Below are 25,140 nucleotides of genomic sequence, written 5' to 3'. Positions count from 1 at the left end.
GTGCGTTCATGGTGCAAGGTACGGAGACTGCCGCCACTGTGACGGCAGGGCGGGGGACCGGTACATGCCTTTGCCGGTTGTCTGCCGCTGCCTTTCGTATGCCGTTTGCGGCTGCCGTGTCGCCCCGGTGCTGCCGCAAGGTATGACGCGCCCGGCGCAGACGGGCCGCCACCGGTGCGCCGGTGGCTTTTCATAATGCCCGTATGGCGGTTATGCTGTTGTTGCCCCAAGCACCGGCGGTACAGTGCAGGTTTGCCCGCCGGTATGTTCATGCCTGTATGTCAGACACAAAAAAACACCGCATTCATTAAGGATGCGGTGTTTTTTTGTGCAAGGTTCCCATGCGGAACGCAGTGTTTCAGTCCTGCGCCCTGAGCCCCAGTGCCAGCGCACCGTTGCCCATGAGATCGGCCAGAGCGCTGTCGCTGATGCCCAGCCGTTTCCGGAGCATTTTCTGTTCCGATGCAGGATCAAACAGCGGCCAGTCACTGCCGAAAAGCCATTGTTCACGCGGGTGCTTTTTCCATAGACCGTGCAGGGTGTCATCGTCGATGAACGCCAGTGAGCTGGAAGTATCCATGTAGACGTTTTTGCCCGCCAGTGCTTCCAGCGCATACTTCCAGTGGCGGTAGCCGCCCATGTGTGCGGCGATGAACCGCACGCGGGGAAATTTTTTAATCAGTGCCGCCAGCTTGTACGGGCATGAAGGGTTTTCATCGGGCGGCAGTGTGTCGCCGATGTGACACATGATCATCATGCTGTCGCCGATGGTTTCAAAAATAGGTTCCAGCCGCGGGTCATCCAGCCAGAACCCCTGAAACTCGGGGTGCAGCTTGATGCCGCGTATGCCGTGCGCCTGCAGACGCTTCAGCTGTGCCTCCCATTCTTCATAATCGGGATGGATGCTGCCGAATGCCACGGCACGGGGGCAGGTGAGGCTGAGCGCCATGGCAAAGTTGTTGGCAGGCACAACCTGTGCCGCAGCGGTGGCCGCGTTGTGCACCACATAGCCGTCCAGTCCGGCTTTGCGGGTTACCGCATCAAGATCTTCCAGCAGGCCGGAGCCGCTCATGGTGATGCCGTAGTGGCTTTCCAGCTGGGCCACGGCTTTGGAGGCTATTTTGGGATGAAACGCGTGGGTATGTATATCAAGCAGCATGACAGTAAGAGTGTGGCCGCTGCCTCCGCGGTAAACAGCGGGGCGCGGGCGGTTTGGCGTAGCGGCGGGGTTACGCGGTGAACAGGGCGCGGAGCCATTCGGGAACGGAAACGGGTCGCCCGGTGCGGTTTACACAGGCGTGCTGCGTGCTGCCCGTGCACAGCAGAACGGTTTTATCCTCGTTCCAGATTTCATACACAAACGTCAGTGATGCCCTGCCCCATTGCGAGATACCGGTGCGGATGCGCACCAGATCATCAAAGCGGGCGGGACGGCGGTAGCGGCAGGCCGCTTCGCGCACGGGCAGCATGATGTCTTTTTCTTCCACCTGCGCATAGCTCATGCCGCGGGCGCGGATGAACTCGCTGCGGGCCCGTTCGAAAAAGTGCAGGTACTCGGCATAGTATACAACGCCCATGGTGTCCGTCTCACCATAGGATACGCGGTGTGCGAGCCAGGTTTCCGGCGCGGGAAAGTCGGTCATGGGCATACTCCTGAATGCGTCCCTCATGGGATGCGTCGGGCAAAGTGGTTACATACCCCAAGCCGCCGCATGTGGCAAAGTATGAAAAGAGCTGTCTTTTAATGGTGTGGTGCGCTCTTGTGCGCATGCGGCACTTCATACATGTAAAAAAAGCCGCGCCCGCCGGTGGGGGGGCGCGGCGTACGGTCAGAACTGCGTACGGTCAGCTGCGCAGCTTGCGCACCATACCCGTCAGCGATTCGCTCAGCCCTGTCAGCCTGATGATGGCCTCGCGGGCCGATTCCATGTCTGTGGCGGTTTCCGCGGCTATGCGGCGCACTTCTTCCACAGCGCCGGTCACCTCTTCGCTGGCGTGCGACTGCTCCGAAGTGGCTTCGTGTATCATATCGACCTGATGCGCCGCATCGTCAGAGCGGGTAACTATTGTTTCCAGCGCTTCTCCGGAGTGCTGCACCAGACCGGTGGCTCTGCCTATGGCTTCGGCCGCCTGCTGGGCGTTATCCATGTTTCTGTTTGTGGCCTGCTGTATGGCGTTTACGGCCTGTCCCACCTCACCGGTGGCGCTCATGGTTTTTTCAGCCAGTTTGCGCACCTCGTCGGCCACCACGGCAAACCCCCGTCCGGCGTCTCCGGCGCGGGCTGCTTCAATGGCGGCGTTCAGCGCCAGCAGGTTGGTCTGGTCGGCAATGTCGGTGATGACGGTCATTATGCGTCCTATGGCCTCGGTCTGCGCTCCCAGAGCGTTCATATCGTTTTTCAGGTTTTCGGCCATGGTCTGCACCTGTTCCATGGCGGCCACGGAATCGCGGACCACCTCCGCGCCTTCCTTTGCCTTGTTGCGGCTGTCGGACGAAGCCTCGCTGGCGTTGCTGGCATTCTGTTCCACACGCTGCATGCTGGCGTTCATCTGTTCTATGGCATCGGCTGTGCGGCCCAGCTTGTCAGATTGCATCTGCGCACTGTTGGCCACTTCGTCTATCTGATGAGAGAACCCTTCCGTGGTCATGGCCAGTTCTTCAACAACACCCTCCAGTGCTGATGCGGCATCGTGCAGCGCCTGCTTGCGGGCCTGTTCGGCCATGCCCCGGGCTTCTTCCGCTTCCTGCATGGCCAGCCGTGCACGTTCGCTTTCTTCTTCGCTTTTGCCGGCCAGTGCTGCTGCTTCGTGTATTTTTTCTTTCAGGCTTACGACCATGCGCACCAGATCATTGCGCAGCACTTTCAGTTCACCGCGAAATGTGTCGTGGGTCTGTGCGTCCAGATTGCCGTTGGCAACGCTGGCCGTGTATTCCAGCAGAGAACCCAGCGGCCGTGAAAGATACACACGTATAAGCAGCACGCTGGCAACAAGCATGACGGCCAGAAATATACCGGAAAACAGCAGGGTCTCCATGCGCAGGGCGGCGGCTTCCGTGCGCAGTTTACGGCCTTCTTCGGCCACGGCGGCGTCTATGTCGTCTGTATACACTCCCATACCCACTACCCAGCCCCACGGTTCGAACAGGCGGATATGGGACACTTTGGGAAACTCTCCCTGCTGCCCGGGTTTGGCCCACCAGTACTCCACAAAACCCCGTCCGGATGCGGTGATGACTTCTTCCATTGCCTTGAACAGGGCTGTGCCGCGTTTATCCTGCACGCCGGAAACGTCTGTACCGTCCAGTTCGGGGCGCAGGGGGTTGCGCACCATGTGCAGCGAGGTGTCGTGAATCCAGAAGTAGTCGCCGTTTTCCAGCACGGAACCAGCCACTGCTTCCATGGCTTCCTGCTGCAGACGTGCGGTTTCGTCTTCCACCCATGCTCCGGTGCCCAGTATCCAGCCGAGTTCGGGCAGCATGCGGACCCATGTTATTTTCTGCGTGGGTTTTGCATCGCGGTTTTTGGGCCACACATAGCTTACGCTGCCTTCTCCTTTTTGCTGTGCGGTTTTGATGATCTCGCGAAACAGGTACACGCCGTTCTTGTCCTGCATGTCGTAAAGGGTGCGGCCTTCCAGCGAGGGGTTGGGATGCGCCAGCAGCGTGCCCGCCGCATTGCAGATGAAAAAGTAGTTGTCGCCGTCGTAACGTATGCCCCGCACCATGGAAAGCAGGTCCGAACGCAGCGATGGTTCCGGCACGATGATTTTGTTGCGGTCATAGTGTTGCATCATCTGCGTGGCGGTAGCGTCCACCAGCCGTTTAAGGGGGGCGGAGGCTTCCTTTTTCAGCGCTTCCATGTCCACCGAACGCTCGTAATATGACCGGATGGTGTTCTCGGCCACGCTGACCATGTTTGCCAGCTGGATTTTGCGTTTTTCGGTTTCACTGGCGCGGAAGCGTTCGCCTTCCGTTTCTGCAAAGCCCATGAGGCTGCGTGTGGAGGACGCGGCAAAAATACCGGCCTGAAGGGTAAGCGCGACGGCTATGAGCAGAATGATGCGCAATGCCATGGACTGAAAACCGAAATGTGCTCGCATGGCGGGCTTCCTTGTTGAGGGTTTGGCTGTGCTGTACTATACGGCGGATTGGCTGAAAGGCGTTGTACGTGGTACGCAACGCCGGTGTGCTGTCCGTCGCGGGCAGAATACCGTGCTTATGCTAGCACCATGGCGGACGCCGCGTAATTTATATTCCAACCCCGCGGACGGGTGCCGTGTGTTGCCGTGTGCGGCAGCGGCTGTGCAGGCCCGTGCGGGACAAGGTCAGGATGGCATAACGTGAAAGGTATGTTTGTTGAAATGCGTGTTGGGCGGCCCATGGCGCCGCGGCTGCGGCTGCTGTTGCTGGCTGCTTGCTGTACTGTGTTGCTGGCGGCCGGCGGGTGTGCCGTAACTACGGAACAGGCACCCGTGTTCCGCGAGGTTCCGCAGGACGAGGCGCGCGACCTGACCCGCAGTCTGGACCCGCGGCGGCAGGGACTTGATTCGTGGCTGGCGCTGCGGCCTGCGCTGGAAAGAAGTCTGGAATATGTGCGCCGTCGTCCTGCACAGGATGCGGCGCTGGATAAATACGGACGCAGAGTCACATGGGATCAGCTGCGTTCGTCGCTGGAACTTTTTGTCAGCCTGCTGCCGCAGCTCGACAGCCGTCCGGAACTGCTGGCGCGGCATTTCACTTTTCTGCGGCTGGAACCGGGCCCGCTGTTTACCGGTTATTACGAGCCCTATATTCATGCTTCGCCCGTGCGCAGTGCGGCGTACCCTTTTCCGCTGTACGGCAAGCCGCAGGATCTGAAAACCGTGCGGCTGGAAGCGTTTCACCCGCGGTGGAAAGGGCAGGTGCTGACATACAGGGTGGAAAACGGCGAAGTGGTGCCCTACCATGACCGCGAAACCATAGACAGCGGCGGGGCGTTGGAAGGCAAGGGGCTGGAGATAGCATGGGTGCAGGATCCTGCGGATATATTCTTTCTGCAGGTGCAGGGTTCCGGCAGGCTGATAATGCCCGACGGCACGGAAAAGCATGTGCTGTACGCCGGTAAAAACGGCAGGGAATATGTATCGCTGGGCAGAGTGATGAAAGAGCGCGGTCTGTTGCCTGCGGACGGTATTTCCATGCAGTCCATCAGGGCGTATCTGGCTGCGCATCCCGAAAAAGAGCGCGAACTGTTGAATACCAATCCGAGCTATGTGTTCTTCCGGCTTTCCGATGACGGGCCTTACGGCAGCATCAATCAGGTGCTTACGCCGTGGGTCAGTCTGGCCACCGACCGTGCGACTCTGCCGCTGGGCAGCGCCATGCTGTTTTCAGTACCCAGACCGCTGCCCGCCACGGTGCAGCAGCACGGAACAGATGGCAGGGCATATGCGGAGCAGCCGTTTACGGGCATAGGTCTGGCTCAGGATACCGGCGGCGCCATCAAGGAGCACCGGATAGATCTGTTCAGCGGCAGCGGTGAACTGGCGGAATTTGTGGCCGGGCATCTGGCGGCGCGGGGCAGTGTATATCTGCTGCTGCCGCGGCAGACAGCGCCTTAGCATGTGCTGAAAGCGACCTGAGGCGCCCGTGTACCCGACGGGCGCTTTTTTTTGCCCTCGTGCATAAAAAGATGAGTCAGACAGAAGGGCTGCCGGCATGTTCAAGCGCCAGTCCCAGCAGCGAGGGGCCGCATGGCAGGCATAGCCCGCTGCGTGCCGCTGTTGCCTCACAGAAATGCCGGGGGGGCATTGCGGGCAGGGCGGCATCGTACACCAGAAAAGGCACCGGTCCCGCATGATGGCGCCCTGTGGTCACGGGGGTCAGGTGGTCGCATGTGACCAGAAAGACGGCCTGAGGATATGCCCTGTACAGCGGGCGCAGAATCTGCGTGTCAAAGCGCGTCAGCGCGTCCCGCTTGCCGGCGGCATCGCGGTTGTGGCCGTACAGGTCGGTGGCTTCCAGATGGATGAACACGGTGTCGTGGTCTTTCAGCAGGGCAAGCGCCTCGCGGGACTTGGCGGCATAGTCCGTGTGGATGTCTCCGGTGAAGGCCGCATTGCGCGCAACGGTCATGCCTGCCGCCTGCGCCAGACCCAGAGCCAGAGGAATGCCGGCTACCATGGCAGCGCGTCTGCCGTGCAGAGCGGCAAATGAGGGCAGATGCGGCCTGTGACCCTGCCCCCACGGCCAGAGCATCAGCTTTCCGCCGTTTTGGCGGCGGGCCTGCGGCAGTGCCAGACTGCCGGTGACCAGTCTGTGCAGCGTCGGAACAGTCTGCAGGGCGTCGAGCAGTATGCGCCGGTGCGCTCCTTGTGATTCGTGCGGCAGGGGGATGTCCGGTGCCGCAGTGTTCCGGCGGGCATGGTGTTGCAGCAGCAGGTGGCGGAACGAACTGCCGGTGATGCAGGCAAGCGAAGGGTGCGCCAGATGTGCGGCTGCATGCAGCAGCCGCGCCGCGGATTCGTCGTCCAGATTGCCCGCGGTGAAGTCTTCCACACGGTCTGCCGGGTCCAGACTGACAATGTTCAGCCGCCAGACAGCGGTATCCGGAGCAGGGCTGATGCCTGCCCCCATGGCTTCCAGCGGGCCGCGGGGCAGCCTGAACTGTTGCGGGTCATACCCTGCCAGAGCTGGCAGGCCGGTTTCCGTTCCTGCAATGGTGCGGGGCGGAATAGTGCGGCAAAGGCCCGTCACAGCGTGACGGGCCATCTGATCAAGGGTAGGTGTGGCGGCGGTCTCCAGCGGGGTACCGCCCGATGCCGGACACGGCAGGTCGCCCATGCCGTCGGCAACGGCCACGATAAGCGGGCGCATTACAGAATCCGGTAATGGACAGGCTCCGCCAGCAGCAGACCGGCACCTTTAAGGTCTTCCAGCGCGGCCGCCACGTTTCTGGCTTTGGCTTCGTGCGTCATAAACACGATGGGCACACCGCCGGGGTCCTGCCCCTTCTGCACTGCCTGCGCTATGGATATGTCCTGCCGTGCCATGGCACCGGCCAGATCCCGCAGCACGCCGGGCTGGTCTCTGACCATCACGCGGAAATAGTAGCAGGCTTCAGCTTCTTCGGGCGGCATGATGTCGGCGGGAGCCGGAACCTGCTCGACAAACCCCGTATTGTTGGGGGCGCAGCCGCGGGCTACTGCCATGATGTCGCTGAGCACCGCGCTGCCCGTGGGGGTTGCACCCGCGCCGAGACCGTGCAGAAACACCGGTCCCACGGCGTTGCCTTCCATCCGTACCGCATTGTAGGCACCGCCCACCCGCGCGATAAGATAGGTGTGGTGCACCAGCATGGGAAATACGCCTGCTTCCAGCCTGCCGTCCACGTTGCGCACTTCGCCCAGCAGCTTCAGACGGTAGCCGAACTCGCGTGCAAACTCGATATCCATACGGTCAACGCCGGAAATACCCTGTACCGGAAGCATGCTGAAGGGGTAATCTCTGCCGAATGCCAGTCTGATGAGCAGACACAGCTTGTGTGCGGCGTCAAAGCCTTCGATGTCCAGCGTGGGGTCGGCCTCGGCAAAGCCCAGTTCCTGCGCCTGCGAAAGCGCGGTGTCAAAGTCCAGACCGTTGGTGGTCATCTCGGAAAGGATGTAGTTGGCCGTTCCGTTCAGAATGCCCACCAGCGAGGTCATCTGGTTGCCGGCCAGACTTTCCCGCAGTGTCTGGACTATGGGTATGCCGCCGCAGACGCTGGCTTCGTAGTACAGTCCCGCCCCGTTCTGCTGTGCCGCGCGGAACAGCTCGAAACCGTCTTCGGCCAGCAGCGCCTTGTTGGCGGTCACAACGTGCTTGCCGGCGTTGAGAGCCTGCAGGATGAGCGCCTTGGGGGCTTCTATGCCGCCCATAAGCTCCACCAGCACGTCGATTTCGGGATCGTTTACCAGCCGGGCAGGATCATCTGTCAGCTCTGCCCCTTCGGGCAGTTTGACGGCGCGTTTTTTGTTCACGTCGCGCACCAGCACCGTCTTTACGACAATCTCGCGTCCGGTGCGCTGGATGATCCAGTCGCGGTTTTCTTCCAGTATGGATGTCAGGCCCGTGCCCACGGTGCCGAAACCGGCAACGCCGAGCACGAGTCGTTTGTCGCTAGCCACAGGAGCTCCCTGATAGTACTCGTTTTATACCCTTTATCGCCTGCTTGATGCGATGGGGATTTTCAATAAGGGCAAACCGCACGTGGTGGTCGCCGAAGTGCCCGAAGCCGAGTCCGGGCGAAACGGCCACACCGGCCTCTCTCAGCAGCAGTTTCGAAAATTCCACAGAACCCATCTGACGGAAAGGTTCAGGAATTTCGGCCCAGGCAAACATGGTGGCCTTGGGCGGTTCAATGGGCCATCCCACGCGGTTCAGCCCTTCGCACAGCACGTCGCGGCGCTGGCGGTATGTATCCACAATTTCCTTCACACAGTCTTCCGGCCCGTTCAGCGCCACAGTGGCGGCTATCTGGATGGGCTGGAAAATACCGTAATCAAGATATGATTTGATGCGGGTAAGCGCGTGCACCATTTCACGGTTGCCCACGCAGAAACCTACACGCCATCCGGCCATGGAATAGCTTTTGGACATGGAGTAAAATTCAACACCCACGTCCTTGGCACCATCGGCCTGCATAAAACTGGGCGGCTCGTATCCGTCAAACGCAAGATCGGCATAGGCCATGTCGTGCACGACATACATCTTGTGTTCTTTGGCAAAGTCCACAACCTTCTGGAAAAATTCGAGTGTCGCCAGTTCGGTGGTGGGATTGTGAGGGTAGCTGAGCATCAGCAGCTTGGGCTGGGGCCATGTCTGGCGCGTTGCCGCCAGCAGGTCTTCAAAAAAGTCGCGGCCTTTGCCGATGGGAATACGACGCACGTCCGCACCCGCGATGATGGCCGCGTAAGTGTGGATGGGGTACGTCGGATCGGGCGCAAACACCACGTCGCCGGGCGAAAGCATGGCAAGGGCAAGGTGGGAAAGTCCTTCCTTGGCGCCCATGGTCACCACGGCTTCTTTGTCAGGATCCAGATAAACATCGAACTTGCGCATGTACCATTCGCAGATGGCCTTGCGCAGGTTGGGTATGCCTCTGGATACGGAGTAACGGTGATTGACGCCCTTGGCCGCGGCTTCGTTCAGCTTTTCGACAATATGTTGCGGGGTGGGCATGTCTGGGTTTCCCATACCCATGTCCACGATATCCACGTTCTGACGACGTAGCTGCATCTTCAGTTCGCCCACTACGGCAAAAACGTAGGGGGGCAGTCTGTGCATGCGTGGAAATTCGTACATGGCCTTCGGCGTCCTCCGAAATAAAAAGGTGAAAACGATAAGACGTGACCATATGCGGTAGGGTATGGCGCTGTCAAAAAGAAAGCTGCGTCAGCGCCCGTGAAAAGCGGACTTTATTCGCGGGGGGCATCCGGCGAAAGCGAGGCGAAAAGAGAAAGTGCCACTCCGAAGCCTCCCAGTGCCGAAAAAACGGCAAACGACCAGCGCATGGCCGAAATAAAGGCGTCGGCGTTTTCTGCGGTCACCACGGCATCGCCCGTATGCAGCGACATGGCGGCGGTTACCAGAACCATGCTGAGTACCATGCCCAGCGTGCGCATGCTGGCCGCCATGGCCGAGGCTATGCCGTAGCGGCCGGTCTGCACGCTGCCCATGATGATGCTCATGTTGGGCGATGCAAACAGGGCAAAACCCACCCCCAGCACCACAAACATGGTCAGCATGAAAGCCATGGACGTGTCTGCGCCGGTCATGGCCGCCATCAGGGTGCCCGCGGTGCAGCATGCCATGCCCGCCGTGGCTATGCGGTGCGCGGGCATGCTGTCTGCCAGCCGTCCGCACAACGGCGAAAGCAGCGTCTGCACCAGAGGCTGTACCAGCAATACGGTGCCGGTCTCCTGCGCAGTCATGCCGCGGGCGTTCTGCAGATACAGACTGAACAGAAATGTGATGCCGAATGTTGCGGCATAATTGATGAACTGGGCAGCCGTGGCAAAGCTGAACGTTTTGTTGTGCCGCAGCAGGGCAAGGTCGAGCAGCGGATTGGCTGTGCGTGATTCTACCACCAGAAAAAGTGCGCCGCAGACCATGCTGCCGGCCAGTGCCAGTATGCCGCCGGGGCCGGCCGCCAGTCTGGGCCCGCCGAAAACAGCCAGACCCACGGCGCAGACCGAAAGCGCGGCCCCGGCCCAGTCAAATGGTTCCGTCACGGGCTGCCAGCGTTCTTTAAGGTTGCGGCGTGCCAGCAGATAGGCCAGCGCCAGCGGCGGTGTTCCCAGTATGTACAGCCAGCGCCAGCCCAGATGCGTGGCGATGGCGCCTCCCAGAAACGGCCCTGCCGAAAGCCCCAGATACACGCTGGCCACCGCTATGCCCATGGCCCTGCCGCGTTCGCTGCGCGGAATGGCTTTGGTCAGCAGGGCCATGTTGGACGCCATGGTCATGGCAGCGCCGGTGCCCTGCACAAGACGCAGCAGAATGAAGGTTGTCATGTCCTGCGTAAAACTGAGCAGCAGTGTGGAAACGGCGTACAGCAGCACGCCCGAGCGGAAAAGCGGGGCGTGCCCCGCCATGTCGGCCAGCCTGCCCAAAGGCAGCAGCAGAGCGCCCGTGGCGGCAAGATAAATGGATTCCACAAGCCCCAGCGCCGTGCCGCCCGCCCCGAATTCCTGCCCCATGACCGGCAGGGTGACGGCCACGCCCGAAAACATGAACGGCATGATGAACTGGGTGGCGGCCACGGTGTACAGCACCGGCAGTCCTGACGATATGCCCGCGCGGGGGCCGGAAAGAAATTGTTTCATACTGGAATTTGCTGTTGCGGTGGAACTGCGGAGTGCGGCCGCGCCGTAAAAAAGCGCCGGACAGACGCTGCGCCGTACGGTTGCCGAAAGTGCGCGTTTCGGCGTATGTCATAGCATACCTGCATTGACGGGTATTTGAAAGAGACAAAGCACACTTGTTACGGGCGTCCGGGTGCGGATGGTACAGGCCGCATGCGCGGTGCAGGCGGAGGTAGGATGGAGCGTATTTTTCTGATCGGGGCGCGGGCCAGCGGCAAAACGACGGCGGGCCGTATTCTGGCGGAAAAACTGGGCTGGCGGTGTGCTGATACCGATGAGATGGTGCAGCGCAGGGCAGGGTGCAGCATTGCGGACATGGTGGCCCGCGACGGGTGGCCGGTGTTCCGTGAGGCGGAAGCCGGGGCGCTGCAGGCGGCGTGTGCGCTGACACGGGTGGTGGTCTCTACCGGCGGCGGCATGGTGCTGCGCGCGGATAACCGCGCGGCGCTGCGCGAGGGGGGCATTGTGTTTTATCTGTGCGCTCCTGCGGCTGTTCTGGCATCCAGACTGGTGCTGGACCCTGTGGTCTCGCAGCGGCCTTCGCTGACAGGGGGGAACCCTGCGGCCGAGATTGCCGCCGTGCTGGCGGAACGCGATACCCTGTACCGCGAGACGGCGCATCATGTGGTGGATGCCTGTCAGCCTGCCGCAGCGGTTGCCGGACAGATGCTGCGGCTGCTGGCTGCCGCGGGATGACCGGCGCGGACACTGTACGCGTGACGCCCCGTGGGGTATGCTGTGGCTGTACCGCCTGCATGGCAGGCAGAGGCGTTTCTGCCGGTCCGTTCCGGCGGTCTTTTATATGCGGGCATTGGCCCTTCAGGAGAATTGAATATGGAAATCCGTAAGATTCTTGTTCCCGTGGACGGTTCGGCCTGTTCTGAAAAAGCGGCTGAATATGCCGCGAATCTGGCCCAGCTTGTGGGGGCTTCGGTGCTTGTGGTCAACTGCCGCATGGCGTTGCCGCCCATGCTGGGACGTGACAGCTGGGAACAGGCGCGTTCCGCTCTGGTCAAGCGTTCTGAAGTGCTGCTGGAATCGTATTGCGACCGCATGAAGGACGAAGGGGTGGAGGCCGCGTGCAGGGTGCTGGAAGGCGCTGTGGATAAAGCCATTGCCGAAACGGCAGAAGCCGAGAACTGCGACCTTATTGTCATGGGTTCGCGTGGGCATTCCGAACTGGAAGGTCTGTTGCTGGGCAGCGTGACGCACAGGGTTCTGCAGCTTGCCGACTGCCCTGTGACAGTTATCCGCTAGCGGACAGTTTTCATGCCGGGCGCAGCCCGTCTGCTGCGGCAGGCTGCCGTTGTGCATGCCTGCTTGCGGGATATGTTTCGTGCGTCCGGACCGTGCGCCGTCTGCGCGGCGTATGTTCCGGCCGCACGTATTCTTTTTTTCTGATTCCGGAGGAACAATGAGCGGCAGTACCTTTGGCCGTGTTTTCAGACTGACGACCTACGGCGAATCGCACGGTGCCGGTCTGGGTGGCGTGGTGGACGGCTGTCCGGCGGGAATTGCCCTGACGGAAGCCATGATTCAGGCCGAGCTTGACCGCCGCAGACCCGGGCAGGGCGGCCCCGCCGCCACGGCGCGTAAAGAGCCTGACAGAGTGCGGCTGCTTTCCGGCGTGTTCGAGGGCCGGACAACGGGCACTCCTGTGGCGTTTCATGTGGAAAATACGGACCAGCGTTCCCGCGATTACGGCGATATAATGCACGTTTACCGTCCGGGGCATGCCGATGTCACATATGATGCCAAGTACGGCCGGCGCGACTACCGTGGCGGCGGACGTTCGTCAGGCCGCGAGACGCTTTCACGCGTGGCGGGCGGTGCGGTGGCGCAGGCGCTGCTGGCGGAATGCGGCATAACCGTCAATGCCTTTACCGTGGAATTGGGCGGTGTGCCCGCGCGGCCGGAAGACCCCGCAGGGGCGCAGGACAGACCTTTTTTTGCGCCGGAAGAAGACATTGTGGCGCAGTGGGATGCTCTGGTGCGCAACGTGAAGGGCAGGGGCGATACGGTGGGCGGCATCGTGCAGGTTGAAGCTTACGGAGTTCCCGCCGGTCTGGGCGAGCCTGTGTTTGACAGGCTTGATGCGCGCCTTGCCTGTGCGCTTATGTCGGTGGGTGCCGTAAAAGGGGTGGAAATAGGAGCGGGGTTTGCCGCAGCCCGTCTGACGGGCAGCAGCAACAACGACGCCATGACCGCCCGCGGATACGCCGGAAATAATGCCGGCGGTATTCTGGGCGGTATTTCGTCAGGGCAGACCGTTGTGGCCCGCGCCGCCGTCAAGCCCATTCCTTCCGTCGCGCAGGAGCAGCACACGGTGGATGATTCCGGCCGCGAAGTGATTCTGCGTGTGGGCGGCAGACACGATATAAGTGCTATACCGCGCATTGTGCCTGTTCTTAAAGCCATGACCGCACTGACACTGGCCGACATGCTGCTGATGCAGCGCCGTATGACCGCCGTGCGTGCATAAGGCGTCCCGCCGCGAGAAGCGCAGTAACACCTTGACGGCATGTCGGGTACCGCCCATACCGGCAGAAAACATAACATCAAATAATCGACGGCTGATGCCGGAGTTGACGGACTGGTAAGAGCATGCAGGATCCCGCCCCGCAGGAAGAGATGGACGCACAGGTCGAACTGGTAGGCACACTGGAGCGTGTGGTTTTTCACAATGAGGAAAACGGATACACGGTGTTCCGGCTTAAGGTGCAGGGCAACCGCGATCAGGTGACGGTGGTGGGCCACATGGTGGAGCCGCAGGCCGGTGTGGCGTTGTCGCTCAAGGGGGACTGGACGGAAAATCCCCGTTTCGGCCGTCAGTTTCAGATGTCCAGCTTTGATCAGGTGCTGCCTGCCACGCTGGAAGGCATCCGGCATTATCTTTCTTCGGGCCTTATCAAAGGCGTGGGGGAAAAGATGGCGGGCCGCATCGTTGAAACCTTCGGCACCGGGACATTCAACGTGCTGGATGACGAACCGGAGCGCATGCTGGAGGTGGAGGGCGTCGGGCAGAAGCTTATGGAGCGCATCCGCGACGGATGGGCCGAGCACAGGGGTATCCGCGACCTCATCATGTTTTTGCAGCCCCACGGGGTAAGCACCTCGTACGCGGTGCGCATATACCGGCATTACGGTCAGCAGGCTCTGGCCGTGGTGCGCGAAAACCCCTACCGGCTGGCCATGGACATACGCGGCATAGGCTTTCTGACCGCAGATGCCGTGGCGCAGAAACTGGGTTTTGCCCGCGACTGCGACCTGCGTGCGGAGGCCGGTCTGCTCTACATGCTCATGCGTCTGACTGAGGACGGCCATGTGTACTACCCCCGCGACGAACTGGTCATACAGACTTCGGACAAGCTGGAAATTTCCGCGCCCATGGTCGATCAGGCCATAAACAACCTGCAGCTGGAAGAGCGCATCGTTCTGGATGAGACGGACAGCGGTCAGGCTGTGTATCTTTCGCGGTATCACCGGTACGAATCGGGCATATCGCATTATCTGCGCCGTATTCTGCATTCACCCAAATCCGTGTCCGGCGGCGACGAGGATGCGCTGGTGGACGAGATAGTCGCAGGACTGGACATCACGCTGGCCGAAGAGCAGGAGCAGGCCGTGCGCACCGCGGCCCGCAGCAAGGTAATGGTGCTTACCGGCGGTCCGGGTACAGGCAAGACCACAATCATCAACGCCATTATCAAAGTGTTCGCGGCCATGAAGGCGCGCATTCTGCTGGCTGCTCCCACGGGAAGAGCGGCCAAACGCATGAGCGAAACCAGCGGGCGCGAGTCCAAGACCATTCACCGGCTTCTGGAGTACAGCCCGCGCGAGGACGGTTTTTCGCGCAACGAGAACAATCCGCTGGCCTGCAGCCTGCTGGTGGTGGATGAAGCCTCGATGATGGACACCATGCTCATGTACCATCTGCTTAAAGCGGTGCCGCTGGGGGCCACTGTGGTTTTTGTGGGTGATGTGAATCAGCTGCCTTCCGTCGGGCCGGGCAACGTGCTGCAGGATGTCATCCGGTCGGGCGTGGTGGACGTGGTGGAACTGGTGGAAGTGTTCCGGCAGGCGCAGGAAAGTGAAATAATCTGCAACGCACACCTTATCAATCAGGGCGAGATTCCGTCGCTGGAATCTTCCAAAGACCGGTTGAGCGATTTTTATTTCATCAGGCAGGAAGACCCGGACCGCGTGGCAGATATGGTTGTCGATCTGGTGAAAAATCATATTCCCCGCAGATTCCGGCTGGACTCCATAAATGATATTCAGGTGCTGACGCCCATGCACAAGGGAACAGCCGGCGCCGCCAACCTGAATACGCGGCTGCAGGAGGCTCTTAACCCCAAAACGCTGGTCATTCAGCGCGGCGAGCGGCAGTTCCGGCTGGACGACAAAGTGATGCAGATACGCAATAACTACGAAAAAGATGTCTTTAACGGAGACATAGGGCGCATCTGCAGGCTTGATAAGGAAGAGCGCGAGCTGACTGTCCGGTTCGACGAAGAACGTAATGTAGTGTACGAATTTTCAGAGCTGGATGAACTGGTTCCTGCCTATGCCATATCAGTGCACAAGTCGCAGGGGTCGGAATATCCCGCCGTGGTCATGCCTGTGCTGACACAGCACTATGTGCTGCTGCAGCGCAACCTGCTGTATACCGGTGTCACCCGCGGCAAGCGGCTGGTGGTGCTGGTGGGATCGCAGCGCGCGCTGGCCATTGCCGTCAAAAATAATAAGATGCAGAAACGCTTTACGTATCTGGCGCAGCGCCTGGCCCGCGGGGTATGACCGGCGGCGCCGCCGGACGGTGCGGTGCTGCGGTGTATGTAAACAGCGGATGCTTCCGCGACAGGTGCTGCCATGATTTCATTGCGTGTTGTCTGTGTGCTGCTGGGCTGTATGCTTCTGGCGGGCGGGTGCGCCCCCCGCGTGGTGCAGCCGCCTTTTCCCGCCCCTCCCGCCGTGCGCGACATTGACTGTCTGGAACAGGACCTCATGGTGTACGCGCGGGCGCTGCCGCAGCCCGATGCTCCGCTGCTGACTCTGCAGGAGCAGGAACGGCAGACCGGTTTTTTTCTGCGCCGCTTTTTTGCCGCATGGGATATGCGTGCTCCGTCCATGCCGCGTCACACCATGTTTGCCGACCTGCGGGCCACTCTGGACGGTAAAGGCTGGGGAGCCAACCTGCTGCCCGTACCCCCCGCGCGTACGGAGTCGCTGTGGCAGCGCTGCCGTACCGGAGAATATCCATCGCTGGCAGTTCCTGCCATTATCACCGGCAATACCTCGCTGCGCATGGCGCCGGACGACGAACCCTTTTTCCGCGATCCGGCCAGAGCGGGCGAGGGCTATCCTTTTGATTATTTCCAGTACAGTGCGTTATGGGCCGGTATGCCCGTTTTTGTGGTGCACGCTTCGTCCGACGGCGGATGGCTGCTGTGCGAAACGCCGCTGGCCGCCGGGTGGGTGCGCGCCCGCGATGTGGCGTATGTGGATTCCGGGTTTATGAACGCGTACAGAACCGGAATGTATGCTGCCGTTGTGGCGGACGATACTCCGCTGCGGACGGCGGAAGGCCGCTGGGTGCTTACGGCCCATACCGGTGCTGTTTTTCCGGTGGACAAGGCTGATGCCGCCGGTCTTGTTCTGCGGGTGCCCGTGCGCGGGGCGGACGGAGGCGCGGGTATCCGGCTGGTGCATGTTTCGTACGGTGCGGCGGCGCGTATGCCGCTGCCGCTTACCCCCGTGGCGGTGGCCATGGTGGGCAACGGCATGATGCGGCAGCCCTACGGGTGGGGCGGTCTGCTGGAAAACCGCGATTGTTCGGCCGCCATGCATGATCTGTTTGCCCCCTTCGGCATCTGGCTGCCGCGCAATTCATCACAGCAGGCACGGGCCGGAGCGTTGGTGTCGCTGGAAGAAATGACTCCCCCGCAACGCGAGGCGCATATTCTGGAACAGGGTGTGCCTTTTTTCAGTTTTATCTGGATGCGCGGACACATCGGCCTGTATCTGGGGCCTGACCGGCAGGACTGCGCAGCGGGAAAACCGCTCATGTTTCACAACGTGTGGGGCATCCGGACCGGCGGCGGACGTGCGCCCGAAGGGCGTCTGGTCATCGGACGGGCGGTGGTGACCACCCTGCACGCCGGCGAAGAATATCCGCAGGTGCGTAAGAACTGGATGCTCGACCGTATCCGCGGACTCACGCTGTTGCCGCCGCAGGTTCCCTGAAGGCAGTACCGTGCCGCAGACCATGCCGCAGATGTCAATGCCAAGTGAGAACGGTATGTTAAAGCGGCACTACCTTTTTGGCGGCATTCCGGCTATACACCCCGTCAACCGGCATTGCGCGTCTGTGTTTTTGTGCGTGCTGCCGGTCCATATACATGCCGTTCCGGCGGACGGCACAACAGCGGTATTGCAATGAGCGAACATCCTACACGATTTTATGCGGCCACTCTGGGCTGCAAGATAAACCAGTATGAAACGCAGGCGCTGCGCGAAGTGTGGCTGGCCCGCGGTTTTACGGAAGTACAGAGTGCGGCCGAGGCGGATCTTGTGCTGGTGAATACCTGCGCGGTGACGGCAAAAGCCGTCAGCGACGTGCGCGCCACGGTACGGCAGGCGCACAGAGCCAACCCCCTTGCCCGCATAGTGGTCACCGGCTGTGCCGCACAGGTGCTGGGCGATGAGCTGGCAGCCCTGCCCGGCGTGGCCGCGGTGGTACCGCAGGACGCCAAGGCAGGCCTGAAACAGTGGCCGCAGGGCGCGGTGAGTGCACCTTCCGGCAGCGGCGCGGCACAGGCTTTTCCTGATATGCAGGTCAGCGGGTACACGCGTGCCCGCGCGGTGGTCAAGGTGCAGGACGGCTGTTCGCACCGCTGTACATACTGTATTGTACCGTTTACGCGCGGTCCTTCGCGCAGCAGGGCGCCGCACGACATTGCAGACGAGGTGCGCAGGCTGCTGCAGGGCGGGTTCCGCGAACTTATTCTGAGCGGGGTGAACCTGCGGCAGTACGGGCGCGACCTTGCCATGCCCGCGGACTTCTGGGATGTGGTGGCGCGGCTGGGCAACGAGTTCGGTCCGGAGTGGGCCGGCAGAGCAAGGCTGCGTATCAGTTCGCTAGAGCCGGGGCAGCTTGGTTCCAAGGCTCTTGATACGCTGGCAGCCAATCCGCTGGTCAGCCCGCAGCTGCATCTTTCCTTGCAGAGCGGCAGCGCATCGGTGCTCCGGCGCATGGGACGGGGCCACTATACACCGCAGCCGCTGCTTGATTTTCTGCATTCTCTGCGCGGTATCTGGCCGGTATACGGTCTTGGCGCTGATATTTTGATGGGATTTCCCGGCGAAACCCGTGAGGAATTTGAAGAAACGCTGGCTTTCTGCCGCGAGCTTCCGCTTACCTATGCGCATGTGTTTCCGTATTCCCGACGTCCGGGGACGGCGGCAGCGGATATGAAGGACCAACTGCCGGTGGCGGAAAAAAAGGCCCGTGCTGCGGCGGTGAGGGCTGTTGCGGCGGAAAAGAAAGATGCTTTTCTGCAGTCGCTGCTCAGGCGGGACAGCCTGCATGTGGTGCTGCAGAGCCTGTCCCCGGCCCGCGGGGTGAGTGAATTCTATACCGACTGCCGCTTTGACTCGGTGCCCGATGGTGCTACACTGCGTGAAATACGCAGCGCCCGTCCTTTAGAAGTGCGCAAAGGTGTTTTGATTGTTTCACCGCAGTAGCGGTGCCCGCGGCGTGGTTGCGCGCGGGTTGCTTCTGGCGTATGGAACGCCGCACAGCGGCACGGTTCGCGGTCAGAGGAGTATATATGAGCACGCCAGCGCAAAGCCGGAATCCTCTTCATTGCATGATGACCTTTGCCGTGGCGTCCGCATGTTTTTTTGTTTTCCGGGCGGTGATGCTTTCCGGCATGCCGCTTTTGTACCGTTATCATCCGCCCTGCACAGCAGGGCGGTTCTGCATGGAGTACCATAATGCTTCGTAGTATGACCGGCTTCGGCCGTTGCACCAAGGAAAGCCCCGACTGGACCCAGACATGGGAGATCCGCAGCGTGAACAGCCGCCATCTGGATATCAAATGGCGTCTGCCCGGTTTTCTGCGCGGGTATGAATCCCGGCTGGAAAAGGTGCTGCGCCGGTTCGGTTCGCGCGGTCGGGTGGACGTCTCGCTTTCGCTGGATATCCGGCGGCAGGGACTGGATGGTGTCAGCTTCAACACGCGTCAGGCCGCATCCATGCTGGAGCAGCTGACCGGTTTTGCCGCAGAGCGCGGCGATGCCTTTGTACCCGACTATAACCGGCTGCTTAATCTTTCCTACCTGTGGGAAGATGCTTCCGGCGAACTGGACGAAACACTGCTGGGCAGTCTGGAAGAAGGGCTGGCCGCGGCTCTGGCCGACTGGAACAAGGCACGCGAGACCGAGGCTCAGGCTCTGCTGGCCGATCTGGAAACCCGCATAGGCCGTATGCGCGGCTGGGCGGAAATCATTGCGGCCAAGGCGCCTGCCATCAAGGATGAAAAATTCACAACGCTGCGCGAGCGCATTGCCGAAATTCTTGAACGTGAAGGGCTGGAGCTGGAACCGAACCGTTTTCTGCAGGAAATCACCATCATGTCCGACAAGCTGGACATAAGCGAAGAAATCACCCGCATGGACGCGCACCTGACACGGCTGGGCGAGCTGCTGCATCAGGGCACCGATGCCGGCAAGCGGCTTGATTTCACCCTGCAGGAGTGCTTCCGCGAAATCAACACCTGCGGTAACAAGGTGCAGGATCCTTCGGTCTCGCGCGTTGTGGTTGATTTTAAGAATGAGCTGGAAAAATGCCGTGAGCAGGTGCAGAACATCGAGTAATCATGCAGAAACAAAGACTTCTTAATGTCGGGTTCGGCAACTTTGTGGTTGCCGAACGCGTGGTTTCCATAGTGAATCCCGCATCGGCTCCCATGCGCAGACTGCGTGAGGAAGCCCGTGATCAGGGGCGGCTTGTCGACGCCACACAGGGCCGCAAGACGCGGTCCATCATCGTCACCGATTCCAACCATGTCATACTGTCCGCCATTCAGGCGGAAACCATAGGACAACGTTTCATTCAGGAGGAAAACAGTTAATGGTCCGTCCCCGTTCCGGCATAGTGCTGGTGCTCTGCGCGCCCTCTGGCACAGGAAAAACCACGCTTACCCGCCGCCTGCTGGAAGAATTCCCCCGGTTTGCCTTTTCTGTATCCTACACCACACGCCAGCCGCGTGCGGGCGAAGAGCACGGGCGCGAATACAACTTTGTCGATGAAGAAACGTTCATCCGGCTGCGTGATGAAGGCTTTTTTGCCGAATGGGCCGAAGTACACGGAAATTTTTACGGAACCCCGCTGGAAGACACCCGCCAGCTGCTGGCCCGCGGGCGTGATGTGCTTTTTGACATCGATGTGCAGGGCGCGGCGCAGCTGCGCGGTTCGCTTAAGCAGGGCTGCTATGTGTTTATTCTGCCGCCGTCCGGTGCCGAGCTTGAGCGCCGGCTGCGTGCCAGAGGCACCGACCCCGAAGATACCATCCGCCGTCGTCTGGCCAACGCCCGCCGCGAACTGCAGCAGGCCCACTGGTTCAACGCCTGGATAGTGAATGACAATCTGGAGCAGGCGTATGACGAGTTGCGTGCCGCGTATCTGGCTGCCACCCTGTCGCCCACCTGCCGCCCGGAACTGGTGGACGAACTGCTGCAGGATTGGAGATGATGATGCCGGAACTTGTGGTTGCTCTTGATTATCCTGAAAGCGAACAGGCTGTTGCCATGGCTGCACGGCTGCAAGGAAGCTGCCCCTGGGTCAAGGTGGGGCTTGAACTGTACACGGCCGCCGGGCCGGACATCCTGCGCCGTCTCAAAGACATGGGTTTTTCTGTTTTTCTCGATCTGAAGTTTTTCGACATTCCCAATACCGTCCGCGGTGCGGTGCGTTCATCGGTCTGCGCTGGTGCGGACATGGTCAACATTCATCTGCTGGGGGGCGCCCGTATGGCGCAGGCCGCCGTGCAGGGGCTGCAGGAAGGCTGTGAACGCAAGGGGCTTGCTGCGCCGCCGGTGCTGCTGGGCGTGACAGTGCTTACCAGTATGGCCCAGCAGGATCTGCCTGCCGGTCTTGACCTGCCGCTGGACAGCGTGGTGGATGTGCTGGCGCGCTCCGGCAGAGAGTGGGGCTTGAACGGTGTCGTGTGTTCGGGGTATGAAGTTGAAAGCATCAAAAAAAGCTGCGGTACAGACTACATCTGTCTTACTCCGGGCATCCGGCCCGCCGCGGCGGATGACGACCAGCGCAGAACCATGACCCCGCAGCAGGCTGCGCGGGCCGGTTCCGACTATCTGGTTGTGGGCAGACCCGTTACCGGAGCCGCTGACCCGGCCGGGGCCGCGTACAGCATCATGGAATCTGTCCGGCAGGCGTAGACCGCCTGTCATTGTCAGAAGGAGTGTGAATATGCAGCAGGAACAAGGCGCAGCTGCCGGCGGCAGGCAGGAAAAAAAACGTATCAAAGGCGTTTTTTCCACGCAGGAAGTCCGTAAGGTGGGCACGGGAACCACGACCCGTAAAACCATTCAGAAAGCATTCTGGATGGTGGAGGAACTGGACGACGGTGTGGTGGAGGTGCAGCCCCTGAACAGCAACTACATTCCTTCCGGTCCCAAGCGCAAGGTGGCTTTGGACGATGTGCTGAGCACCTTTCAGCCCGAACCGGAATTCTATGTGCAGACTGTGTTTCCCAAAATGCAGGAACTGAACAAAACCGTGGCCCGTGCCGACAGGCACCGTTCACGGGGCGAGCATTTCAGCGCGGAGTTTGAATACGGCAATGCCCTGAAGGTGGACGAAGAAAACGTGCGTGCCAACTTCGGGCTGGGACTTACCTATCTTGAACGTGGAGAATCGGCCAAGGCGGACAATATCTTTGAGCGGCTGGTCAAGCTGGAGGCGGCATTTGAGCCGGAGCACAAGCACCTGTTCAACGAATTCGGTATCAGTCTGCGCAAAAACAAGATGTTCGAGCAGGCCATCGAGTACTACGAACGTGCGCTGGAGCTTTCCGGCAGCGATGAAAACCTGCAGTACAACATGGCGCGGGCCTGTCTGGAGATGAAAGACTATACACGCACCATGGAGCACCTGCTCAAATGTCTGGATGCCAACCCTTCGCTGGAAGCGGCAGGCAAGTTTCTGGCATGGATGAAAGCCAAGGATCTTGTTCCGCAGGAGATGAAAGGTGCCGCGCTGGACATGCTGCGCCGCATCAAGGCTGCACAGGAACAGGGACAGAACGGCGGCGCAGAACAGCAGGCGCCGGAAGCACGGGACGGGAAGCCGGCTGCGGAACAGGATACGGCAAAGCCCGAAGAAAACGGAGCGGCCACGCCCATAGAATTGTAGGGGGGGCCGCCCCGCATGCCGGGCAGAGCGGGCGGATGTACGCGAAACACAGGAGCACCCGTGAACAGACAGGACAGGGCACATGCGTTTCTGCAGCGGGCACTGGAAGCTCAGGCGGCGCTTCCCGTGGATCACGGGCTTATGCGCGATCTGTTTGCGGGAACCGGTGATGACTCCCGGCTTTCGCTTTCCGAGGTTGGCGAACTGGTCAGCCGCGACCCTTCGCTGGCCGTGCGTATTCTTTCTCTGGCCAATTCCGCCTATTACGGTCTGCAGGCCGAGGTAACCACCGTGGGGCGCGCCGTGACCGTGCTGGGTATGCGCGAGGTGCGCAATCTGGTACTGGCTTTGGGATTTTCCTCTGTGGCTCGCATGCATCCTCTGCCGGACCGGTTCTGTACCGCCGGCTACTGGCTGCATCAGCTGCGCGTGGCGGCATTCTGCCGTATAATAGCGGCTGGCACCGAAGATCTTGATCCCGAAATGCTGTACACTGCCGGGCTGCTGCATGATATCGGCAAGCTGTTCATAGCGGCGCTGGCTCCGGATGACTGGCGCGGCATACGCGGGCTGGCACGGCAGGAATCGCTGCCGGACTGCAAGGCCGAAGAGCGCTGGTGGGGCCTTGACCATGCGCTGGCCGGTGCCCGTGTGCTGGCTTACTGGCAGCTGCCCGCGGCACTGACGGAACCCATCAGCTGGCATCACGGCCCGCATTTTGCCGATGCCGCGCATGCGCGCGGGGCAGGTGCCGTGCAACTGGCCGATGCCCTGCTTCTTGCCTTTGAGCGTGGTACGCCGCCTCCGGCTGCGGCGCTGCAGCTGCTCAAAGAGTACACTGCCGATGCCGGCCGGTTGCAGATGGCGCTGGAAGCCCAGTTTGCGGGTGAGCGCATCGGGCAGCTGGCCGCGCTGCTTGGCTGACATTCTGGAACATTCATGCGGTGGCCCGCAATGTGGGATACTCCCATGCGGCGGCCTGCCGTTGTTTTTTTGTTTTTTATAAAGAGATGAGGCTGTTGTGGCTAAAAACTGGATACCGCGCGGAACAGAACCTCTGCCCGGTGAAACGGCCCTGTGGGCTGAGCGTCTGGGTGTTTCCGAACTGCTGGTGCAACTGCTGTGGACACGGGGCCTGCACACGCCTGAAGACATGGATGTGTATCTGAGCCCGGGGCTGCGCCACCTCGCCCCGCCGGACTGCTGGCCGGGACTTGCACAGGCGGCCGCAGTGCTGGATGACGGGCTGGCGCAGGGACTGCCGTTTGCCGTATGGGGCGACTACGACGTGGACGGCGTGACATCCGTCGCGCTGGTTAAAAGTTTTCTGGCCGCGCACGGCATCGCGGCGCGCCATCATATTCCCAACCGCTTTGAAGAAGGCTACGGCATGAACGTGGCATGGGTGGAGCGGCTGGCGCAGGAGGGGGTGCGTCTGCTGCTGACTGTGGACTGCGGCATATCCGACCATGAATCCGTTGCCCGTGCCCGCGAACTGGGAATGACCGTGGTTGTTTCCGACCACCATCTGCCGGGTGAAAGTCTGCCGCAGGCACACGCCATCTGCAACCCGCGTCTGGCGGACTGCCCCTGTCCTGCGCTGGCAGGAGTTGGCGTGGCGTTTTTTCTCATGGCTGCACTCAACAGCAGGCTGGCACAGCGCACCGGTGTAAAAGCGGATATCCGCCCCCTGCTTGATCTGGTGGCGCTGGGCACCATTGCCGATGTGGTCGATCTTTCCGGTCAGAACAGGATTCTGGTGAAAAACGGCCTGCTGGTAATGACTGAAGCGGGACGCCCCGGCATAGCCGCGCTGAAGGAAGTGAGCGGATACAGTGTTTCCGCCTCTCTGGGTGCCGGTCAGGTTGCTTTCGGACTGGCACCGCGCATCAATGCGGCAGGCAGGCTGGGAGAAGCTGATACGGCTCTTTCGCTGCTGCTGGCACCGGACTATGCGGCGGCTGCTCCGCTTGCCGCCCGTCTGGATGCCATGAATCAGGAACGCAAAGAAGAGGAAGAGCGCATTCTGGAGGAAGCCAGAGAGCAGGCCGCAGCACAGCAGGACCGGATGGGACTGGTATTGTACGCGCCCCACTGGCATGCGGGTGTCATAGGCATTGTGGCTTCACGCATTGTGGAAGAGTTTTACCGCCCCACGCTTATCCTGTGCGATGAGGGCGGCGTGGTGAAAGGCTCGGGCCGCAGCACGGCGGAATTTCATCTGCACGAGGGACTGACCCGCTGCGCTGACCTGCTGCTGGGCTTTGGCGGACACCGGCAGGCGGCAGGCATGAGTCTTGACCACGCCGGAGTTGATGCCCTGCGTGAGCGCTTTCATGCCGTTGTGGTCGAGTCTTGCGGTCCGCATCCTCTGACGGCGTCGCTCAAGGTGGATGCCGAGCTTGGTTTTGCGCGGGCTTCCGATTTTGCCATGCTCAAGGAGCTGGAACTGCTGCAGCCGTTCGGCATGGGTAACGCGGAACCGACATTTTCGTCACCTGTGCTTGAAGTGCGCGGTAACCGCCGGTTCGGCAAAAATCATATGCAGCTGGAACTGCTGGACCCGTCATGCGGGGTGACCCTGCGGGCAAAGGCATGGCGGCAGGCCGATAACCTGCCACGCGACATGCGCGGCAGAAAAATGCGTCTTGCCTACACTCCGCGCATCGACAGATACAACGGCCTTGCCTCGGTTGATCTGCGCATCAAGGACTGGGAACTTTTCTGAGCGAAGAGGCGGAGCGCCGCGCACCTTTTTCCGACAGCGGATATGCAGACAGCCGGATGTTCTGAAAACATCCGGCTGTTGTGTTATA

Annotated in this window: 21 protein-coding genes; 14 read left to right on the top strand and 7 right to left on the bottom strand. The window is 60.9% G+C overall.

Annotated elements, in window-relative coordinates; genetic code table 11:
- Window positions 1-358: 358 nt before the first annotated feature.
- From ACZ5D1_RS12245 to ACZ5D1_RS12235, 3 genes are all read right to left on the bottom strand, one after another.
- On the bottom strand, window positions 359-1,159 hold the full coding sequence (locus tag ACZ5D1_RS12245; protein WP_464555002.1) for an amidohydrolase family protein: 801 nt from the start codon (window positions 1,157-1,159) through the stop codon (window positions 359-361).
- Between the two features lie 70 nt (window positions 1,160-1,229).
- Window positions 1,230-1,643, bottom strand: a complete 414-nt coding sequence (locus ACZ5D1_RS12240; protein WP_027181865.1) for an acyl-CoA thioesterase — start codon at window positions 1,641-1,643, stop codon at window positions 1,230-1,232.
- A gap of 202 nt (window positions 1,644-1,845) precedes the next feature.
- Window positions 1,846-4,101 carry a methyl-accepting chemotaxis protein gene (locus tag ACZ5D1_RS12235; RefSeq protein WP_034618953.1) on the bottom strand — a complete coding sequence of 752 codons (2,256 nt, stop codon included), beginning with the start codon at window positions 4,099-4,101 and terminating at the stop codon, window positions 1,846-1,848.
- A 249-nt stretch (window positions 4,102-4,350) separates the two neighbouring features.
- Between ACZ5D1_RS12235 and mltA the strand changes: the two genes are divergently transcribed.
- Window positions 4,351-5,601: a murein transglycosylase A gene (mltA, locus tag ACZ5D1_RS12230; protein WP_234703622.1), complete on the top strand. Its 1,251-nt coding sequence runs from the start codon at window positions 4,351-4,353 to the stop codon at window positions 5,599-5,601.
- A 76-nt stretch (window positions 5,602-5,677) separates the two neighbouring features.
- On the opposite strand, the gene ACZ5D1_RS12225 is transcribed toward mltA, so the two are convergent.
- From ACZ5D1_RS12225 to ACZ5D1_RS12210, 4 genes are all read right to left on the bottom strand, one after another.
- Window positions 5,678-6,856: an alkaline phosphatase family protein gene (locus tag ACZ5D1_RS12225; protein WP_464555000.1), complete on the bottom strand. Its 1,179-nt coding sequence runs from the start codon at window positions 6,854-6,856 to the stop codon at window positions 5,678-5,680.
- Window positions 6,856-8,145 carry a homoserine dehydrogenase gene (locus ACZ5D1_RS12220; protein WP_011368552.1) on the bottom strand — a complete coding sequence of 430 codons (1,290 nt, stop codon included), beginning with the start codon at window positions 8,143-8,145 and terminating at the stop codon, window positions 6,856-6,858. The genes ACZ5D1_RS12225 and ACZ5D1_RS12220 overlap by 1 nt, the downstream gene beginning before the upstream one ends.
- Entirely contained in the window at window positions 8,138-9,322 is a 1,185-nt protein-coding gene (locus ACZ5D1_RS12215; protein WP_011368551.1) for an aminotransferase class I/II-fold pyridoxal phosphate-dependent enzyme, read from the bottom strand. Before ACZ5D1_RS12215 ends, ACZ5D1_RS12220 begins: the two co-directional genes overlap by 8 nt.
- Window positions 9,323-9,435: 113 nt before the next feature.
- A complete protein-coding gene (locus ACZ5D1_RS12210; RefSeq protein ID WP_273193663.1) occupies window positions 9,436-10,845 on the bottom strand; it encodes an MFS transporter in 1,410 nt (469 codons plus the stop codon).
- A 216-nt stretch (window positions 10,846-11,061) separates the two neighbouring features.
- Here ACZ5D1_RS12210 and aroL point away from each other — a divergent pair, with 216 nt between their 5' ends.
- The 13 genes from aroL to recJ all read left to right on the top strand — a co-directional run bounded on the left by aroL (window position 11,062) and on the right by recJ (window position 25,052).
- Entirely contained in the window at window positions 11,062-11,580 is a 519-nt protein-coding gene (gene aroL, locus ACZ5D1_RS12205) for a shikimate kinase AroL (RefSeq protein ID WP_011368549.1), read from the top strand.
- Window positions 11,581-11,718: 138 nt separating this feature from the next.
- The gene (locus ACZ5D1_RS12200) at window positions 11,719-12,141 is read left to right on the top strand and encodes a universal stress protein (RefSeq protein ID WP_011368548.1); all 423 of its coding nucleotides are present in this window, start codon (window positions 11,719-11,721) and stop codon (window positions 12,139-12,141) included.
- A 157-nt stretch (window positions 12,142-12,298) separates the two neighbouring features.
- Window positions 12,299-13,366, top strand: coding sequence for a chorismate synthase (gene aroC, locus ACZ5D1_RS12195; RefSeq protein ID WP_011368547.1), 1,068 nt, complete (start codon window positions 12,299-12,301; stop codon window positions 13,364-13,366).
- Between the two features lie 122 nt (window positions 13,367-13,488).
- Entirely contained in the window at window positions 13,489-15,684 is a 2,196-nt protein-coding gene (gene recD2, locus ACZ5D1_RS12190; RefSeq protein WP_464554998.1) for an SF1B family DNA helicase RecD2, read from the top strand.
- 72 nt (window positions 15,685-15,756) lie between these two features.
- Window positions 15,757-17,130, top strand: a complete 1,374-nt coding sequence (locus ACZ5D1_RS12185; RefSeq protein WP_027181858.1) for an NlpC/P60 family N-terminal domain-containing protein — start codon at window positions 15,757-15,759, stop codon at window positions 17,128-17,130.
- Between the two features lie 192 nt (window positions 17,131-17,322).
- Window positions 17,323-18,630: a tRNA (N(6)-L-threonylcarbamoyladenosine(37)-C(2))-methylthiotransferase MtaB gene (mtaB, locus tag ACZ5D1_RS12180; RefSeq protein ID WP_464554997.1), complete on the top strand. Its 1,308-nt coding sequence runs from the start codon at window positions 17,323-17,325 to the stop codon at window positions 18,628-18,630.
- Window positions 18,631-18,882: 252 nt separating this feature from the next.
- A complete protein-coding gene (locus tag ACZ5D1_RS12175) occupies window positions 18,883-19,764 on the top strand; it encodes a YicC/YloC family endoribonuclease (protein ID WP_011368543.1) in 882 nt (293 codons plus the stop codon).
- A 2-nt stretch (window positions 19,765-19,766) separates the two neighbouring features.
- On the top strand, window positions 19,767-20,021 hold the full coding sequence (locus ACZ5D1_RS12170; RefSeq protein WP_011368542.1) for a DUF370 domain-containing protein: 255 nt from the start codon (window positions 19,767-19,769) through the stop codon (window positions 20,019-20,021).
- Window positions 20,021-20,641, top strand: a complete 621-nt coding sequence (gene gmk / locus ACZ5D1_RS12165; protein WP_011368541.1) for a guanylate kinase — start codon at window positions 20,021-20,023, stop codon at window positions 20,639-20,641. Before ACZ5D1_RS12170 ends, gmk begins: the two co-directional genes overlap by 1 nt.
- A 2-nt stretch (window positions 20,642-20,643) precedes the next feature.
- Complete coding sequence (pyrF, locus tag ACZ5D1_RS12160; RefSeq protein ID WP_027181856.1) at window positions 20,644-21,348, top strand: orotidine-5'-phosphate decarboxylase; 705 nt, start codon at window positions 20,644-20,646, stop codon at window positions 21,346-21,348.
- A gap of 31 nt (window positions 21,349-21,379) precedes the next feature.
- On the top strand, window positions 21,380-22,324 hold the full coding sequence (locus ACZ5D1_RS12155; RefSeq protein ID WP_011368539.1) for a tetratricopeptide repeat protein: 945 nt from the start codon (window positions 21,380-21,382) through the stop codon (window positions 22,322-22,324).
- A gap of 60 nt (window positions 22,325-22,384) precedes the next feature.
- The gene (locus ACZ5D1_RS12150; RefSeq protein ID WP_464554994.1) at window positions 22,385-23,248 is read left to right on the top strand and encodes an HDOD domain-containing protein; all 864 of its coding nucleotides are present in this window, start codon (window positions 22,385-22,387) and stop codon (window positions 23,246-23,248) included.
- Between the two features lie 97 nt (window positions 23,249-23,345).
- Window positions 23,346-25,052, top strand: coding sequence for a single-stranded-DNA-specific exonuclease RecJ (gene recJ / locus ACZ5D1_RS12145; protein ID WP_011368537.1), 1,707 nt, complete (start codon window positions 23,346-23,348; stop codon window positions 25,050-25,052).
- The last annotated feature ends 88 nt before the right edge of the window (window positions 25,053-25,140 follow it).

It is taken from the genome of Oleidesulfovibrio vietnamensis (genome assembly GCF_055388115.1).
Note: the sequence above shows the minus strand (reverse complement) of the source record. Positions and strands in the feature narration are given on the sequence as shown.